Origin of the sequence: Pseudomonas sp. NFACC08-1, assembly GCF_900106735.1 — a bacterium.
In the GTDB taxonomy this organism is placed as follows: Bacteria; Pseudomonadota; Gammaproteobacteria; order Pseudomonadales; family Pseudomonadaceae; genus Aquipseudomonas; species Aquipseudomonas fluorescens_Q.
Map to the genome: position 1 here is coordinate 34578 of NZ_FNNL01000011.1, position 17629 is coordinate 52206.

General features: G+C 63.3%; 10 protein-coding genes and 2 pseudogenes. 4 read left to right on the top strand and 8 right to left on the bottom strand.

Features of this window, described 5'->3' with window-relative positions; translation table 11 throughout:
* Positions 1-310: 310 nt before the first annotated feature.
* Both BLU76_RS21305 and BLU76_RS21310 read left to right on the top strand, forming a co-directional pair.
* Positions 311-1474 (top strand): type III PLP-dependent enzyme, encoded by a 1164-nt coding sequence (locus tag BLU76_RS21305; RefSeq protein ID WP_072341133.1) that lies wholly within the window; start codon positions 311-313, stop codon positions 1472-1474.
* Positions 1475-1716: 242 nt separating this feature from the next.
* Positions 1717-4242, top strand: coding sequence for a PepSY domain-containing protein (locus BLU76_RS21310; RefSeq protein WP_177344750.1), 2526 nt, complete (start codon positions 1717-1719; stop codon positions 4240-4242).
* Between the two features lie 139 nt (positions 4243-4381).
* Here BLU76_RS21310 and BLU76_RS21315 read toward each other — a convergent pair whose 3' ends face one another.
* The 4 genes from BLU76_RS21315 to ptsP form a co-directional block, all read right to left on the bottom strand.
* Entirely contained in the window at positions 4382-5923 is a 1542-nt protein-coding gene (locus tag BLU76_RS21315) for an alkaline phosphatase D family protein (protein ID WP_092224278.1), read from the bottom strand.
* Between the two features lie 320 nt (positions 5924-6243).
* A complete protein-coding gene (locus BLU76_RS21320) occupies positions 6244-7986 on the bottom strand; it encodes a PTS fructose-like transporter subunit IIB (protein WP_092224280.1) in 1743 nt (580 codons plus the stop codon).
* Between the two features lie 14 nt (positions 7987-8000).
* Positions 8001-8942 carry a 1-phosphofructokinase gene (gene pfkB / locus BLU76_RS21325; RefSeq protein ID WP_063322970.1) on the bottom strand — a complete coding sequence of 314 codons (942 nt, stop codon included), beginning with the start codon at positions 8940-8942 and terminating at the stop codon, positions 8001-8003.
* A complete protein-coding gene (gene ptsP, locus BLU76_RS21330) occupies positions 8942-11806 on the bottom strand; it encodes a phosphoenolpyruvate--protein phosphotransferase (protein ID WP_092224283.1) in 2865 nt (954 codons plus the stop codon). The genes pfkB and ptsP overlap by 1 nt, the downstream gene beginning before the upstream one ends.
* Positions 11807-12094: 288 nt before the next feature.
* Here ptsP and cra point away from each other — a divergent pair, with 288 nt between their 5' ends.
* Both cra and BLU76_RS21340 read left to right on the top strand, forming a co-directional pair.
* Positions 12095-13090 (top strand): catabolite repressor/activator, encoded by a 996-nt coding sequence (cra, locus tag BLU76_RS21335; protein WP_092146102.1) that lies wholly within the window; start codon positions 12095-12097, stop codon positions 13088-13090.
* Between the two features lie 20 nt (positions 13091-13110).
* Complete coding sequence (locus tag BLU76_RS21340) at positions 13111-13887, top strand: TatD family hydrolase (protein ID WP_063322973.1); 777 nt, start codon at positions 13111-13113, stop codon at positions 13885-13887.
* A gap of 24 nt (positions 13888-13911) precedes the next feature.
* Here the strand turns inward: BLU76_RS21340 and BLU76_RS32365 are convergent.
* From BLU76_RS32365 to ampD, 4 genes and pseudogenes are all read right to left on the bottom strand, one after another.
* A pseudogene (locus BLU76_RS32365) lies at positions 13912-14484 on the bottom strand (methyl-accepting chemotaxis protein); the annotation flags it as partial.
* A 333-nt stretch (positions 14485-14817) separates the two neighbouring features.
* A pseudogene (locus BLU76_RS32370) lies at positions 14818-15909 on the bottom strand (methyl-accepting chemotaxis protein); the annotation flags it as partial.
* Positions 15910-16212: 303 nt separating this feature from the next.
* Positions 16213-17049, bottom strand: coding sequence for a regulatory signaling modulator protein AmpE (gene ampE, locus BLU76_RS21350; RefSeq protein WP_092146106.1), 837 nt, complete (start codon positions 17047-17049; stop codon positions 16213-16215).
* A complete protein-coding gene (gene ampD, locus BLU76_RS21355) occupies positions 17046-17606 on the bottom strand; it encodes a 1,6-anhydro-N-acetylmuramyl-L-alanine amidase AmpD (protein ID WP_092224287.1) in 561 nt (186 codons plus the stop codon). Before ampD ends, ampE begins: the two co-directional genes overlap by 4 nt.
* Positions 17607-17629 lie beyond the last annotated feature (23 nt).

Genomic DNA, 17629 nt, shown 5'->3' on the forward strand with positions numbered 1-17629 from the left:
GGTCGGTTACATCATGAGCTGTCGCGGGCCGCACGACGGATGTGTGCAAAAACGCGACATTTTTAGTTGATCTCAGGCCCCTCACGCCCTAAAGTTCGCGCCGAACGTCCATGCTGGAAACGATCCATCCGGCTCAAGTACTGACGACGAGACAGCAAGGCCAAGGGAATCACGCATCCCGTGGCCTTTTTGCTTTCGGCGACATGCCTTGGGAAGTAGGCGAACCAAAGTGGGGATACGGAGGACGTTCACGAGGGCTGCTTGCCCTCACACCCATTGATCCTGATGTTTGCCAGTAGGAGTCCCAAGTATGTCGATCCAGGTCGAAGATTATTTCGCGCGCGAAACTTTCCAGAAAATGAAAGCGTTCGCCGACAAGCAGGAAACCCCGTTCGTGGTGATCGACACCGCGATGATCGCCCAGGCCTATGATGACCTGCGCGCCGGTTTCGAATTCGCCAAGGTGTATTACGCCGTCAAGGCCAACCCGGCGGTGGAAATCATCGACCTGCTCAAGGATAAAGGCTCGAACTTCGACATCGCCTCGATCTATGAGCTGGATAAGGTCATGAGCCGTGGCGTCGGCCCGGACCAGATCAGCTACGGCAACACCATCAAGAAATCCCGCGACATTCGCTACTTCTACGAGAAGGGCGTGCGCCTGTATGCCACCGACTCCGAAGCCGACCTGCGCAACATCGCCAAGGCCGCGCCGGGCTCGAAAGTCTATGTACGGATCCTCACCGAAGGCTCGACCACCGCTGACTGGCCGTTGTCGCGCAAGTTCGGCTGCCAGACCGACATGGCCATGGACCTGCTGATCCTGGCCCGCGACCTGGGCCTGGTGCCGTACGGCATTTCGTTCCACGTCGGCTCGCAACAGCGCGACATCAGTGTTTGGGACGCAGCCATCGCCAAGGTCAAGGTGATCTTCGAGCGCCTGAAAGAAGAAGACGGCATCGTCCTGAAGCTGATCAACATGGGTGGCGGCTTCCCGGCCAACTACATCACCCGCACCAACAGCCTGGAAACCTACGCCGAGGAAATCATCCGTTTCCTCAAGGAAGACTTCGGCGACGACCTGCCGGAAATCATCCTGGAGCCGGGCCGTTCGTTGATCGCCAACGCCGGCATCCTGGTCAGCGAAGTGGTGCTGGTGGCGCGTAAATCGCGTACCGCCGTCGAGCGTTGGGTGTACACGGACGTGGGCAAGTTCTCCGGCCTGATCGAAACCATGGACGAAGCCATCAAGTTCCCGATCTGGACCGAGAAGAAAGGCGAGATGGAAGAAGTGGTCATCGCCGGCCCGACCTGCGACAGCGCCGACATCATGTATGAAAACTACAAGTATGGTTTGCCGTTGAACCTGGCTATTGGGGATCGCCTGTATTGGCTGTCGACCGGGGCCTATACCACTAGCTACAGCGCGGTGGAATTCAATGGTTTTCCGCCGCTGAAATCGTTCTACGTGTGATGTGTTCGGGCGCTTGAACGTCCATCGTTCCGGCCCTGTCGCGTAATAAAAAACGGCGTTTTCCAGAAATGGAAAGCGCCGTTTTTTTGTTTTTATTCTTGATAAGACCGAGTTCCCCCTGTGGGACTTTGCCGCTCACCTCATCACTGTTCGGCAACTTTTGGGTGTGTTTATGAATGCTTCTCGATAACACACGGCATAATGCACGCCTTGATGAACAGTAAATGAACAAGGCGAGCGACGTGTTGAAGAAAACCCTGTTCCAGTTGCACTGGTTTTTCGGCATCAGTGCCGGGCTGGTCCTGGCGTTGATGGGCGTTACCGGGGCGGTGGTGTCGTTCCAGGATGAAATCCTGCGGGCCTTGAACCCGCAAGTGCTGATGGTCGAGAAACAACCGGCCGGCGTCCTGCCGCCCGCCGAACTGGTGGAACAGATCGAGGCTGCCTCCGGCAAGACCGTCGCCATGCTCTGGGTCGAGACCGACAGCGGCAACGCCGCGCGGGTGATCTTCGCGGCGCCGCCTGGGGAAAAACGTGGCGCCATGCGCTATTTCAACCCTTACAACGGACAGTTCATGGGCGATGTGACGGGCCAGGACTTCTTCGGCTTGATGCTCAGGTTGCACCGCGTCCTGACCCTGGATGACGTGGGCCGGCAAATCACTGGTGCCTGCACGCTGATCCTGGTGTTTTTCTGCCTGTCCGGGCTGTACCTGCGTTGGCCGCGCCAATGGAAAAGCTGGCGCGCCTGGCTGACCCTCGACTGGGGGAAAAAGGGCCGGAGCTTCAATTGGGACCTGCATTCGGTGGCGGGCACCTGGTGCCTGGCGTTCTATCTACTGGCGGCACTGACCGGGCTGACCTGGTCCTACGACTGGTACAACAAAGGCGTGACCCGCCTGCTTTCCGATTCACCGAAAGAGGAACGGGTGCGCAATCGCGGCCCGGCACCCAGCGGCCCATTGCCCGTGGCCGATTACCGGGCCATGTGGAGCAGCATCTACAGCGCCGCCGGCCCGGGCCTGTCCACCTACAACGTGCGCATGCCGCCCGTGGCCGGGCAGCCGGCGACCGTGTTCTACCTGCTGAAAAACTCACCTCACGACCGGGCGCTGAACCAGCTCATCCTCGACCCGGCCACCGGCGTCATCAGCGGGCATAGCCGCTACAGCGACAAGAGCCTCAAGGCGCAGTTGCTGACCAGTGTCTATGCCCTGCATATCGGCAGCTACTTCGGCCTGGTCGGGCGGATCCTGGTGACCGTCGCCGCGCTGGCCATGCCGCTGTTCTTCATCACCGGCTGGTTGCTGTACCTGGACCGCCGCCGCAAGAAACGCCAGGCCAGAAACGCCCGCCAGGCCCTGAGCGCCAACCCGACCGATGCGCCGGCCTGGCTGATCGGCTTCGCCAGCCAAAGCGGTTTCGCCGAGCGACTGGCCTGGCAGACCGCCGGCCAACTCCAGGCCGCCGGCTTGCCGGTGAAGGTCCAGCCATTGGCCGGTGTGCGTGAGCAGGACCTGAACGACGCCACCCACGCGCTGTTTGTCGTCAGCACCTTTGGCGACGGCGAAGGGCCGGACAGTGCCCGCGGCTTCGAACGCAAGGTGCTGGGCCAGGCCTTGAGCCTGGAGCGCCTGCAGTATTCGGTGCTGGGCCTGGGTGACCGGCAATATGAACACTTCTGCGGTTTCGCCCGGCGCCTGCATGCCTGGCTGGCGGAACACGGCGGCAAGACCCTGTTCGCGCCGGTGGAAGTCGACAGCGGCGACCCTTACGCCCTGCGTCACTGGCAACAACAATTGGCGGAGCTGACCGGCCAAGCCCCGTTGGACACTTGGCAGGCGCCAAGCTTCGAAAACTGGACGCTCAGCCAGCGCACCCTGCTCAACCCCGACAGCAGCGGCTCGGGGGTATACCTGCTGGGCTTCACCGCACCCGGCCCAAGCAGTTGGCTGGCCGGTGACCTGGTGGAAATCCTGCCGCGCAATGACCTGTCGGCCATCGAGCACTTCCTCGACGGGCTCGGCCTCTCCGGCCACGCGCGCGTGCAAATCGATGGCCTGTCCCAGAGCCTCGACCAGGCCCTGGCGACCCGCCAACTCCCGGAAAACCGCGCCCACTTGGTCGGCCTGCATGCCCAGGCACTGGTGGATGCCCTGGCACCGCTGGCGATACGCGAGTATTCCATCGCCTCGATACCGGCCGACGGTGTACTGGAACTGATCGTGCGTCAGGAACGTCACGCCGACGGCAGCCTGGGCGTCGGTTCCGGCTGGCTGACCGAACACGCACCACTGGGCAGCGCCGTCAGCCTGCGGCTGCGCCGCAACAGCAGCTTCCACCTGCCGGCCCAGGGTGTGCCGATGATCCTGCTGGGCAACGGCACCGGCCTGGCCGGCCTGCGCAGCCTGCTCAAGGCGCGCGTCACCGAGGGCATGCAGCGCAACTGGCTGCTGTTTGGCGAGCGCAACCGCGAACACGATTTCCACTGCCGCGATGAGCTGCAGGAATGGGTGACCTCAGGCGACCTGGAGCGCCTGGACCTGGCTTTCTCCCGGGATCAGAAGCAGAAAGTCTACGTTCAGGACCGCCTGCTGGAGTCGGCCGCGCTGCTCAAGCAATGGCTGGCCGACGGCGCGGCGATCTATGTCTGCGGCAGCTTGCAGGGCATGGCATCCGGGGTGGATCACGTGCTCAACAACGTGCTGGGGCGCGAGGAAGTGGAGCGGCTGATCGAGCAGGGGCGGTATCGGCGGGATGTCTACTGACGGGTTTCTGATTGTTTGCTGATCGTTCCCACGCTCCCGCGTGGGAATGCCGCCAGGGACGCTCTGCGTTCCGCTTGGATGTGACGCGGAGCGTCACGGGATGCATTCCCACGCGGGAGCGTGGGAACGATCAGTCTTCTCAAACCGGCTGCAACTTCTTCTCGAACACCGCCACACCTTCCAGATCCCGCAACACCACGCTCATCTCCCCGCTTGGCCCGTCGATGTTCACCTCGCCAAAGAACTGATACCCGGCAAACGGCGAGGTGTTCTGGGCCGGCGGGGCTTTCTGGAACACCACTTCCGGGCCGAAGGTCTTGTCCAGGGCATTGGGCCCGAAGCTGCCGGCGTTCAATGGTCCGGCGACGAACTCCCAGAATGGTTCGAAATCCTGGAACGCGGCATGTTCGGGGTGGTAGTGATGAGCGGCGCAATAGTGGACGTCGGCGGTGAGCCAGACATAGTTGCGCACCTGATGCTTGCGCAGATAACCCAGCAATTCGGCGATCTCCACTTCCCGCCCCTGGGCAGCGCCCGGATCACCGTTGGCGACCGCTTCCCAACGCGGCACCCCGGGGCTGACCTCGCCATCCGGCACCCCCAGGCCGATGGGCATGTCGGCGGCGATGACTTTCCACTGGGCACGGGATTGCTTCAATTCGCGCTTGAGCCAATTCAACTGCTCACGCCCCAGGAACGGCTTGGCCGCGCCGAGGTTGGCGTCGTTGGCTTCGCGGTAGCTGCGCATGTCCAGCACGAACACATCCAGCAGCGGCCCATAACCGAGCTTGCGGTAGATCCGCCCGCCGCCGTCGGCCTTTTGCAGGCGCATCGGTGCGTATTCCAGCCAGGCCTGTCGCGCACGCCCCACGAGGCTGTGGATATCCTTGGTCTGGTAACGCTCGTCCAGTTGCTTGCCCGGCGACCAGTTGTTGACCACCTCATGGTCGTCCCACTGCCAGATCTGCGGCACTTCGGCATTGAAGCGGCGTACGTTTTCGTCCATCAGGTTGTAGCGATAGTTGCCGCGATACTCATCCAGGGTTTCGGCGACCTTGCTCTTGGCGTCTGTGGTGAGGTTGCGCCAGATGCGCCCACCCTCGACGGTGATTTGCGCCGGCACCGGGCCGTCGGCGTAGATGGTGTCGCCGCTGTGGATAAAAAAGTCTGGCAGGCGAAGGCGCATGGCTTCGTAGATGCGCATGCCGCCGATGTCCGGGTTGATGCCGAAGCCCTGGCCGACGGTGTCGCCGCTCCAGACAAAACGAATGTTGCGCTTGAACTGCGGCACGCTGCGCAGGTGGCCGAGCCAGGGCTCGCTGGCAACCCCGCTTTGGGCGTCTTCGAAATGCACCCGGTAGAAAATCGCCTGGTCGCGGGGCAGCCCGGTGAGTTCGACCCGGGCGGTGAAATCACTGCGGGCGTCGGCCAGGGGCGAGACGAAGCGGCGGGGATTGCTGAACTTGCTGCGGGTGTCCCACTCCACCACCATCCGCGCCGGACGGTCGCTGCGGCTCCAGATCATCGCCCGATCGCCCTGCAAGTCGCCGGATTGCACACCGTCGGTGAGCACCGGCCGATCCTTGACCGAAGCCATCACCGCCGGCGCCAGCCCCGGCAACAACAACCCCGCCCCCACGGCTTGCATCACACGACGACGGCCCAGGTCGAATTCGCTCATGGTGTTCTCCCTTGAAATGGGAAAACTTAAGCATGGCTGTGTGAAGTGGGTGTGACAGGGATCTTGTGATCCCCCCGCTCCCACAGGTAATGCTGTTCGCTTCAGGTCATCGACAAACCCGTGGCGAGGGAGCTTGCTCCCGCTGGGCTGCGAAGCGGCCCCTAAACCCGCCAAACGCGCAGCATCAGACACACCGCACCCGCCGGTTTACGACTGCTTCGCAGCCGAGCGGGAGCAAGCTCCCTCGCCACAGGTCCACCATTTTCTCAAGTGAACAGCATTAGGCACCCACTGGGGGATTTCATGGCTTCAAAGGAGTCTCAGGCCTTCGCCGGCTCCAACGCCATCTCCACCACCTCAGGCCGCTTGAGCAGCGCATACGCCACCCCCGTCAGCAGGCTCCCCGCCACGATCGCCAGCAAGTACAACAGCGCGTGGTTGATGGCGTTGGGGATCAGCATCACGAACAGGCCGCCGTGGGGGGCCATGAGCTTGCAGCCGAAGTACATCGACAGCGCACCGGTCAGCGCGCCGCCGGCGATGCTCGCCGGGATCACCCGCAACGGATCCTTGGCCGCGAACGGAATCGCGCCTTCGGAGATGAAGCACAGTCCCAGCACCAGTGCCGCTTTACCGGCCTCGCGCTCGGTCTGGGCGAATTTGCGCCGGGCGATGAAGGTGGCGATGCCCAGGCCAATCGGCGGCACCATACCGGCGGCCATGGTCGCGGCCATCGGTGCATAACTCTGGGAAGCCAGCAGTCCCACCGAAAACGCGTAGGCGGCCTTGTTGATCGGCCCACCGAGGTCGACGCACATCATCGCTCCCAGCAGCACGCCCAGCAGGATCGCGTTGGTGGTGCCCATGCTGTCGAGGAAGTGGGTCAAGGCTTCGAGCATGCCCGCCACCGGTTTGCCGACGATGTAGATCATTACCAGGCCGGTGAACAGGCTCGCCAGTAGCGGGATGATCAGGATCGGCTTGAGCGCTTCCAGGCTCTGGGGCAGACGCGCGTAGCGGTTGATCGCCTTGGCCGCGTAACCGGCCAGGAAACCGGCGATGATCCCGCCAATGAAGCCGGCGCCCAGGGTGCTCGCCAGCATCCCGCCGATCATGCCTGGCGCCAGGCCCGGACGGTCGGCGATGGAATAGGCGATGTAGCCGGCCAGCAGCGGCACCATCAATTTGAACGCGGTGTCGCCACCGATCTGCATCAGCGCGGCCGCCAGGGTTCCAGGTTCCTTGAAGGCCTCGATGCCGAACACGAACGACAAGGCGATCATCAAACCACCGGCCACCACCATCGGCAGCATGAACGACACGCCCGTCAGCAGGTGCTTGTAGACGCCGGTCTTCTCCGACTTGGCCGGAGCGCTGGCACCGCTCGACGCGCTTTCCTGGCGACCTTCGACCAGTGCTTTGTTCAGTGTCGCTTCGGCCTGTTTCAAGGCGATGCCCGTGCTGCAGCGGTAGATCTTCTTGCCGGCAAAACGCTCGGTGGCGACTTCGATGTCAGTCGCCAGCAACACCACGTCTGCCTCGGCGATGGCCTCGGCGCTCAACGGATTGCGTGCACCGACCGAGCCCTGGGTTTCCACTTGCAGGTCGTAGCCGAGCTTCGTCGCCGCCTGCTGCAAGGCTTCGGCGGCCATGAAGGTGTGGGCAACGCCCGTTGGGCATGCGGTGATGGCAACCAGGCGCGGCGCACGGTCGGTCGACACCGCGGGGGCCTGCTCCACGACATCCGAGGCGAGAAAAACCTCGGCCTCTTCGGCGCCACGCCGCAGCACCGAATCGACGTCTTGCAGGGCCAGGGCCGGGGTGCTGCGGAACAGGCGTTTGCCGACGAACCGCGACATGTCCACCGGGCCGCTGGCAACCAGCAAGACCCACTCGGCTGCTTCGAGGGTCGCCGCCGACAACTGGCGTTCCGGATGGGCCGCGTCATGGACCTCGACGCTGGTGCTCCAACCCTGGCGCTGCGCCGCCGCGTCCAGCAGGCGGGCGCACAACACACTGGTGACCATGCCGTTGGGGCAGGCCGTCACAATGGCTAGTTTCATTCTTGCTAACCCTCTTATTGTTCTGTCAGGGGGCGCACGCGCACGCCCTGTTCAAGCGACGCCAGCAACGCGGTGTCGTGGATGCCAAAACCGATCTGCGTGACCGCCATGGCAGCGATGGCCGTAGCAGTGCGCAGCGTCTGTTCCGGGGTGTCGGCGCTGAGCAGGCCGTGCAGCATGCCCGCCAGCAGCGAATCCCCGGCACCCACGGTGCTGGCGACGCTGACCTTGGGTGGCGAAGCATGCAGCGCCGCACCGACGCTGAACCAATTCACGCCATCGGCGCCGTGGGAAATCACCACATGTTCGACACCCTGGGCATGCAGGTGCTGCGCCGCTTGCGCCTGGGCCGCTTCGCTCACCACCTCGCAACCCAGCGCGTCGGCCAGCTCCTCGGTGTTCGGCTTGATCAGCCACGGCCCCGCCGCCAGGGCGACGCGCAAGGCTTCGCCACTGGTGTCGAGGGCCACGTTCAGACCGAGTGTTTTCAAGCGCGTGATCAAGGCCTGCAACCACTGCGGGCTGACTCCCCGGGGCAAGCTGCCCGCCACCACAACCACGTCGTGACCGGGGGCGATTTGCTCAAGACGCGCCAGCAAAGCCTGCTGTGCGGCTTCATCAACCACCGGGCCCGGGCCGTTGAGGTCAGTGATGCGTCCGTCCTGCTCAGCCAGTTTGATATTGCTGCGAGTTTCGCCGGGAACACGGATAAAAGCATCGACAAATCCACGCTGGGCAAACAGCGTCTCGAACACCTGGGCATTGTCTTCGCCCAGAAAACCACTGACCGTCAGCGTATGGCCGAGATCGGCCAACACCTGAGCCACGTTCACGCCCTTGCCGGCGGCGTGGGCGTGCATGCCGTCGCTGCGGTTGACCTGGCCCGGCTCCAGGCGCGTCAACTCCACCGTGAGGTCGAGCGCCGGGTTGAGGGTCAGGGTAAGAATCTTCGCCATTACAGCGCCTCCACTAATGCGCGCACGTCATCGGCGCTGCCCACGGCCAAGGCCTCTTGGGCCAGGTTTTGTACTTGCGCCAGGCTCAGTTCGCGAACCCGCGCCTTGACCTCGGCGATGCTGCGGGCCGAGACACTCAGTTCGTCCACGCCCAGACCCACCAGCACCGGCACCGCCAGTGGGTCGGCCGCCAATTCACCACACACACCAACCCATTTGCCATGGGCATGGGCAGCGCGCACGGTGATGTCGATCAGTTGCAGCACCGCCGGGTGCAAGCCATCGGCCTGGGCCGAAAGGGTCGGGTGACCACGGTCGATGGCCAGGGTGTATTGCGTCAGGTCGTTGGTGCCGACGCTGAAGAAGTCGACTTCCTTGGCCAGCACGGGCGCGAGCAACGCAGCGGACGGCACTTCGATCATGATCCCCAGTTGCAGGTCCGCCACGGGGATTTCCTGGCGCAGGCGCTCGGTCATGGCCCGGGCCTGGCGCCACTCATCGACACTGCCCACCATCGGGAACATGATCCGCAACGGACGGTTGTCCGCCGAACGCAACAGGGCACGCAGTTGCGCTTCCATGACCTGCGGGCGCTGCAAGGTCAGGCGAATGCCACGCACGCCGAGGAACGGGTTTTCTTCTTTCGCGATCGGCCAGTACGGCAGCGGCTTGTCGCCGCCGACATCGAGGGTGCGCACCACCAGCGGTCGACCGGCCAGGCCGTCGAGCACCTTGCGGTATTCGGCTTCCTGGGTCGCTTCGTCCGGCGCCTGGCTGTGGGCCATGAAAATCAGTTCGGTGCGCAACAGGCCGATGCCTTCGGCGCCCTGCTCCACCGCACCGGCGACACCGGCGCTTTCGCCAATGTTGGCAAACACTTCCACGGCATGACCGTCACGGGTCAGCGCCGGTTCGTGACGCTGCTCGGCGGCGACCTTGAGACGCTGTTCGCGGGTATCGCGTTCTTCCTTGGCACGCTGCAACGTGGCGGCGTCAGGGTCCACGTGCAGGCGACCGCGCTGGCCATCCAGCAGCAAGGACGTGCCCGGCGCCAGCAGCAACACCGCCGCACCGGCGCCCACCAGCGCCGGAATGCCCAAGGCCCGGGCGACGATGGCGCTGTGGGCAGTGGCGCCGCCACGGGCGGTGAGAATCCCCGCCACCCGGGTCGGGTCCAGGCGGGCCACGTCGGACGGGCCGACTTCGTCCATCACCAGGATGTAGGGTTGATCGGGTTCGTTCGGGGTTTCGACACCGCACAGTTGCGCCAGCACGCGACGGCCGACGTCTCGCAGATCGGCGGCACGTTCGGCCAGCAGGGCGTCCTGCAAGGCTTCCTGTTCTTTCGCGGCGGCTTCAACCACCCCCATCCAGGCCGCTTGCGCACTCTCGCCCAGCTTCAAGCGAGTGTCGACTTCGTCGCTCAGCTCCGGGTCGTCGAGCATTTCCTGGTGGGTGATGAAGATCTCGCGGATGGCCTTGGCCTTGGCGCGTTCAATCAAGCCTTGGATATCGCGGCGCACCTGGCTCAAGGCGTTTTGCAGGCGCTCGCGCTCGATGGCCGCCGATTCACCGCGCAACGGGTAGTCGATGGCCTGCAGTACCTGGATATGGGCCGGGCCGATGGCGATGCCCGGGGCGGCGGCGACAGCCTGGATCAGGCTGCCAGGTTCGGGCGCCAACACGACAGTCGCCACTTCGGCCATCACGGTTTCCCGTGGCGCACTCGGTGGCGGTAGCGGTTCGACCTCTTCGCCCAGGCCTTCTTCAATGGCGGCCAGCAGTGCCGGCAACGCATCGGCGGCAATGCTCGGCTCGGCGATGAACTCCAGGACCTGGCCGCGACGGGCACCCAGGCTCAACAGCTTGCTCAGGCTCTTGGCCGACACGGCGCTGTCCTGGCCGTCGACGATGCGCACACGGATTTCGCCTTCGAAGCTTTTCGCCAACTGGGCGAGGATCTTCGCCGGGCGTGCATGCAGGCCATGGGCATTGGCCAGGCCGATGCGCGCGCTGGGCCAGTCGGCGGGCAGTTCACCGCCGAGCACTTCCAGCACCTTGCGGCTGCTGGTGGCGCGACCGAGCTCGTGACCGCGGCCTTCGATCAGCAAGGCGCAGAGCCTTTCCAGCAGAGCCTGGTGAGCTTCGCCGAGGCTGGCGAGGCAGAACAGCCCGCTCAACGGTTGGCCCAGGTAACGGATGGGCTTGTCCGGGGTGACGAACGCCAGGCCCGGACGCTTGACGGTCTGTTCGCTGTGCAGCCACCACAAGCCATCGCCCAGGGGCAGCGCATCGACTTGCTGCAACACCCCGGCAAAGCCATTGCTCACGCAATCGGCTTGACGCAACAGCCGCGCGCCGCGCCATACCAGTTCTTCAAAATCGTCAGCCGACACACCGAGGCCGATCATCTGGGCATCCAGGGCCAGTTCCTGCGGTGCGCCTTGCAGCAGCTTCAGCAACGCTTCGGCGGAACCGGCCCGGCGCAGAGCCTGGCCCAGGTCAGTCTCGCCGAGGGCGCGGGTCAGCAGTTGCAGCAGGCGCAGGTGTTCGTCGGACTTGGCCGCAATGCCGATCGCCAGGTAGACGATCTGACCATCGCCCCAATCCACGCCCTCAGGGAATTGCAGCAGGCGCACGCCGGTCGAATGCACCAGGTCGCGGGTCTGCGGGGTGCCGTGGGGGATGGCAATACCTTGGCCAAGAAAGGTCGAGCCCTGGGCTTCGCGAGCCTGCAAGCCGGCGAGGTAACCCTCAGCCACCAAGCCATCGGCCACCAGTTTGTCGGCGAGCAGTTGCAGTGCAGCGTCTTTATCCACAGCCGTCTGAGCCATGGATATCTGCTCTAGAGTGAGCTCGAGCATGCTTTCTCCTTTTTGGCGTCCGGTTGGCGCCAGGTATTGTTTTGAATGAATCAGCTTAGCGTTGCAGGATGATTTTTGGCGTGATCGCGGCAGAAGGGCCAAAAATCCTGCTAGCCTTGAAAATACGCTTGCTGAAACGTTTAATCTAGAAAGATTGGCACGTTACTCGATAATCTCTCATCCTTGAAGTGCAACTTGTCGTAAGCGCGTGGACGGTGACCGTCAGCTTGAATCGGGTAGGATGGCCCTTATCGTCGGGGCTAACTCGAAAAAACAAGGAAAACCGGGTTGAAACTCAGTGATATTGCCCAACTGGCCGGTGTGTCCGTGACCACCGCCAGCTATGTCATCAACGGCAAGGCCGAACAGCAACGCATCAGCAGCGCCACCGTCGAACGGGTGCGGGCGGTGGTCCAGGAACACGGCTTCACGCCCAATCCCCAGGCCGCCGGGCTGCGCAGCCGCCACACCCGTACCCTGGGCTTCATCCTGCCTGACCTGGAAAACCCCAGTTACGCACGCATCGCCAAGCTGCTGGAGCAGGGGGCGCGGGAACGGGGCTATCAGTTGCTGATCGCCAGTTCCGACGACGCACCTGACAGCGAACGGCAACTCCTGCAGTTGTTCCGCGCCCGACGCTGCGATGCACTGATCGTCGCCAGTTGCCTGCCGGCCGGCGACGACAGCTACCTGCAGTTGCAGGCCAAGGGCATTCCGATCATCGCCATCGACCGGGTCATGGACCCTGCGCGGTTCTGCTCGGTGATCAGCGATGATCGCCAGGCCAGCCTGCAACTGACGCGCAGCCTGCTGGAAACCCATCCGCGACAAATCGCGCTGATCAGTGCCCGCCCCGAGCTGAGCATCAGCCAGGAACGGACCGCTGGTTTCAACGAGGCGTTGGCCGGTTTCGAAGGCCAGGTGCTGATCGAGCACGGCGAATCGTTCAGCCGTGAATGCGGCCGTCAGTTGATGGATGAAATGCTCGCGCGCCTGGGGCACTTGCCCGATGCGTTGATCACTACCTCCTATGTACTGCTGCAAGGGGTGTTCGACGCCCTGCACGACTTCCCGCTCAAGTCGCGGCCGCTGCGCCTGGGCACGTTCGGTGACACGCAGTTGCTGGACTTCCTGCCGCTGCCGGTCAACGCCATGTCCCAACAACATCAACTGATCGCCGACAAGGCCTTGGAACTGGCGCTGGCAGCCATCGAAAACGATGATTACCAGCCAGGCGTGCAGGCCATCGCGCGGACGTTCAAGCAGCGTATTCACCAGAGCTGAAGCTTCTTCAGGATTGATGCATGGAGTTGATCGATACCCACACCCACCTGGATTTTCCAGATTTTGACGCGGACCGCCCGGCCCTGCTGGCCGAAAGCCGCGCCTTGGGCGTGCGGCAAATGGTGGTACTGGGCGTTTACCGGGACAACTGGCAGCGGGTCTGGGACCTGGTGCAAAGCGACCCGGACCTGCATGCCGCCCTGGGCCTGCACCCGGTGTATCTTGATCAGCACCGCCCCGACGACGTGGCGCTACTGCGCGAGTGGCTGAGCCGCCTGGCCGGGCATCGGCAATTGTGTGCCGTGGGGGAAATCGGCCTCGACTACTACATCGAAACCCTCGACCGTGAGCGCCAACAAACGCTGTTCGAGGCGCAACTACAGCTGGCCGCGGAATTCGAACTGCCGGCACTGATCCACGTGCGCCGCAGCCATGCCGCCGTGATCGCGACCCTCAAGCGCTTCGGCCTGAAACGCACGGGGATCATCCACGCGTTCGCCGGCAGCCTTGAGGAGGCCCGCGAATACATCAAGCTCGGCTTCAAGCTCGGCCTGGGCGGCGCCGCGACCTGGCCCCAGGCCCTGCGCATGCACCGGGTGCTGGCGAAATTGCCGCTGGACGCGGTGGTGCTGGAAACCGATTCCCCGGACATGGCCCCGGCGATGTTCCCGGGCCAGCGCAACAGCCCGGCGCATTTACCGGCCATCTGCGAGGCACTGGCGCAGATCATGACCGTCAGACCAGAACAACTGGCTGAGGCCAGCACCACCAACGCCCGCGATTTGTTTGGTTGGTAGGATCATCTGCGGCGGACTTAGCAATCACACCCGAAACGCATTGATCAACTGCTTGAGCTGCACCACCTGGGCGGACAATTCGCGGCTGGCGTCTTCGGTCTGATGGGCACCTTCGGCGGTGCGTTCGCCGGCGCGGTTGATCTGGACGATGTTCTGGTCGATGTCATGGGCCACCGCCGTCTGCTGCTCTACCGCGGCGGCGATCTGCTGGTTCTGATCGACGATCATGCCGACGGCACCAAGGATATTTTCCAGGGCCTGCTGGACCTCTTCCGATTGGCTGACCGTGCCGTTGGCCATCTCATGGCTGGTGCCCATCGCCTTGACCGCAGCGCCGACACCACTGTGCAGGCGGGTGATCATCGCTTCGATTTCTTCGGTCGATTGCTGGGTTCGCTTGGCCAGGGTCCGCACTTCATCGGCCACCACCGCAAAACCGCGCCCCTGCTCACCGGCCCGGGCTGCTTCAATGGCGGCATTGAGGGCCAGCAGGTTGGTCTGCTCGGCGATGCTCTTGATCACATCCAGCACACGACTGATGGCCTGGCTGTCGGTCGCCAATTGGTTGATCACCTGCACCGACTGATCGATCTCACTGGCCAAGCGGACGATGCTACCCTGCTGGGACTCCACCAGCCCACGCCCGCTGAGGGTCTCGTCGTTCACGCTGTGGGCACTGCTCACCGCTGCAGCGGCACTGCGGGCCACTTCCTGGGCCGTGGCCGACATCTGGTTCATCGCCGTCGCCACCAGTTCGATCTGGGTGCGCTGGCCGGCGACGGCCTGGTTGCTCCGGGCCGATACCGTTTCCACCTGCCCGGCCTGGCGTTCGACCTCGGCAACAGTACGGCCGACCTGTTCGATCAGGTCATGGATCTTCGCCACCGTACCGTTGAACACTTCACCCAATTCGCCCAGCTCATCCTTGCTGCGGGCAACAAAATTGACCGTCATATCCCCCGCCGCCACCTTGTCCATCATCTGGCCCAGATGCTGGAGCGTGGTACGGGTCGAGGCGTAGAACCCGGCGTACAGGTAAAAAATCAACAGAAACACCAGCACCAGCGCCACGGCTTGCAGCACCATGTGGCTGCGGTTCTGCTCCAGACGCTGCTGCAACTGCACCCCCAGGAAGCCCTGGGTCGCCTCGTTCAGCCGGTAGGTCTGCTCCATCAGGCCACTGACGTGCTCATAAAATGCCGGCCATGGCGCATCGAGAGTGTCAGCCATCACCACCTGCTCTTCAATCAGCTCACTGGCCTTCTTGAGGGTGCTCTTGCTGCCATTGGCCTGATCGGCAAGGGCCTGCCCGGCGGCCTTGCTGGAACCCAAGGCATCCTGCAGTTTCAAGTCATATTCACCCTGGAGCTTTTCGATCTGCGCCAGCAACTCGTCGAAGCGGGTGCTCGACGCTGAATTGAGAAACCCCAGCCCCAACGAGGATGCGCCCAGCGCCCGGCCTTCGCCGAGGATCTGGGTGACCTTGGGGGTCGTGCCGATAATCAACTCGCTGAGCTGGCGGATATCGCTCTGGTTATCGCGACTCAACCCCGCCTGGCTGGCGATGATCTGGCTGAACATCTGGGCGCTGTTGAGCAACTTGCCGATCAGCGCACTTTTGCTCTGCAGGGAGCTTTCAGCCTGCTGGGTCTTGAAAGCACCGATCATTTCGTCGCGCTTGGCCTCGAAGGCACTGATCTGTTCAGGCTCGATGACCACGGGGGTCATGCCTTGCAGCCGCGCGAGGACCTGTTGTTCCAGGCTGCCGATCTTCGCTTCGACATCACCGGCCTTGCCGGACTGGCCCAGGCTGGCGTTGATCTGCACCAGGTTATTGAGGGTTTCCAGGTCCCGCCGCAGGACCAGGCTGCTGCCCAGCAGGTCGAGGCTTTGCAGCTCCACTTGCGTGCCCTGGAATTCCCGATAGGAATCGCGCACCAGAAAGAAGTTGGTCACCAGCATCGGCAGCAGGAACAGCACGCTGATCAGGCTGAACTTCATACCGAAGCTCAGGCGGTTCATCAGCGCAACGGCGGGCCAGAGCAAACTCTTCACAAGGAAGTCTCCCGGTAGGTTTTTATTTTTATAGGCAGGCGCACAGAGACAGCAGAAAGCCACTATTCGGGCGCTGCTCTTGTATAGCCTAAATCGGCGGGGAGATTTGTAACTTAAGGTTAACGAGCGACCTGCCCTTTGTGGCGAGGGGATTTATCCCCGCTGGGGCGCGGAGCGGCCCCTGGCAATTCTAAGCCTTGAATCAATGGGTCTGCTTCGCAGCCCAGCGGGGATAAATCCCCTCGCCACAACGGCATGACCTTGCTGTTCTTAAGCCAACACCGTCCACAACGCAAACCCGGCATACCAGAGCACCGCCGCACGCAGCAGCAATTCCCAGAGACGGTCCAGGCTGTTGATGCCGTCCGGTCCGGCGACGGGCCGGGGGATCTCGCCTGCCACCAGGCCGACCTTGTCGATAAGGTCGGCGGCGCTGATGTTCCAGTTCAGCAGTTCATGCAACATGACCCGGCTGACCGCGACGAAATTCCCCACCAGGGCGAAGCTTGCCGCCAGCAACCGCACCGGCACCCAATCGAAGGCATGGCGCATTTGTGCGGCCCGCTCGGCCACACCGGGGTTCTGGCTGTTCTCGGCGGCCAGCGCCAGCAGCCGATAGCTCAAGGCCGCGACCGGGCCCAACACGAAGTACCAGAAAATCACCGCAAAGAAGCTCTGGTAGGCCTGCCACAACAAATGCCCCTGGACACGCTCCAGTAACTGCTCACCGTCATTGGCTTCAATGTCCAGGTCGCGCTTGGCGACATGGGCCGCCGCTTGCAGGTCTTCCCGACGCCACGCATCGCGAAACGGCCCGAGGCCGGCCAGCAGATCACCGCGCCCCAGGCTGTAAATCACCACCAGCAAATGCACTGGCAGCGCCAACAGACCGTAGGCCACCGGCTCCAGCACCCAGAGCAGCAACGCCAGCAGCGCCACGGGTAGCAAAACCATCACCGTCAGCACCAGCCAGGGTCGGTTGACCCAACGTGGGCTCGCCTCGAGCTTGTTCAGCTCGTGCAGCCAACCGCCGTCACGCTGGACCCGCTGGCGCAAGGCCGAGAACTTCTCGATCCAGACGGCCAGCAGCAACACCAGAAAACTCATTGTCCTTCCCCTTCTGTCAGGGCCGCGCGATAGCGCACCCAGTCGAATGCCGGTCCCGGATCGGTCTTGCGCCCCAGGGCGATGTCGCTGTGCCCGCAGATACGCTGCACAGTGATCGCCCTGAACGCCGCTTGCAACTGCCGGGTCAGGTCCACCAATGCGACATATTGCGCGTCGGTGAACGGCAGATCATCCGTGCCTTCGAGCTCGATGCCCAGGGAAAAATCATTACAGGCCTCACGCCCCTCGAAGCACGAGACCCCCGCATGCCACGCACGATCCAGACAAGAGACAAATTGGGTCACGGCGCCGTCACGCTCGATCAGGAAATGCGCAGAAACACGCAGATCGGCGATACCTACAAAGTAGGGATGTTCCGTGACATCCAGACGATTCTGGAAGAATTCCTGCACCTTGCCCGTAGCGAATTGTGCCGGTGGCAGGCTGATGTTGTGGATCACCAGCAGGGAGATTTCGCCCTCGGGGCGCGCATTGAAGTTGGGCGATGGGCAATGACGCACCCCCTCGCACCAACCGCTCGCGGAGTCCAACTGCATACAGGTTCCTTCGATGACGACGG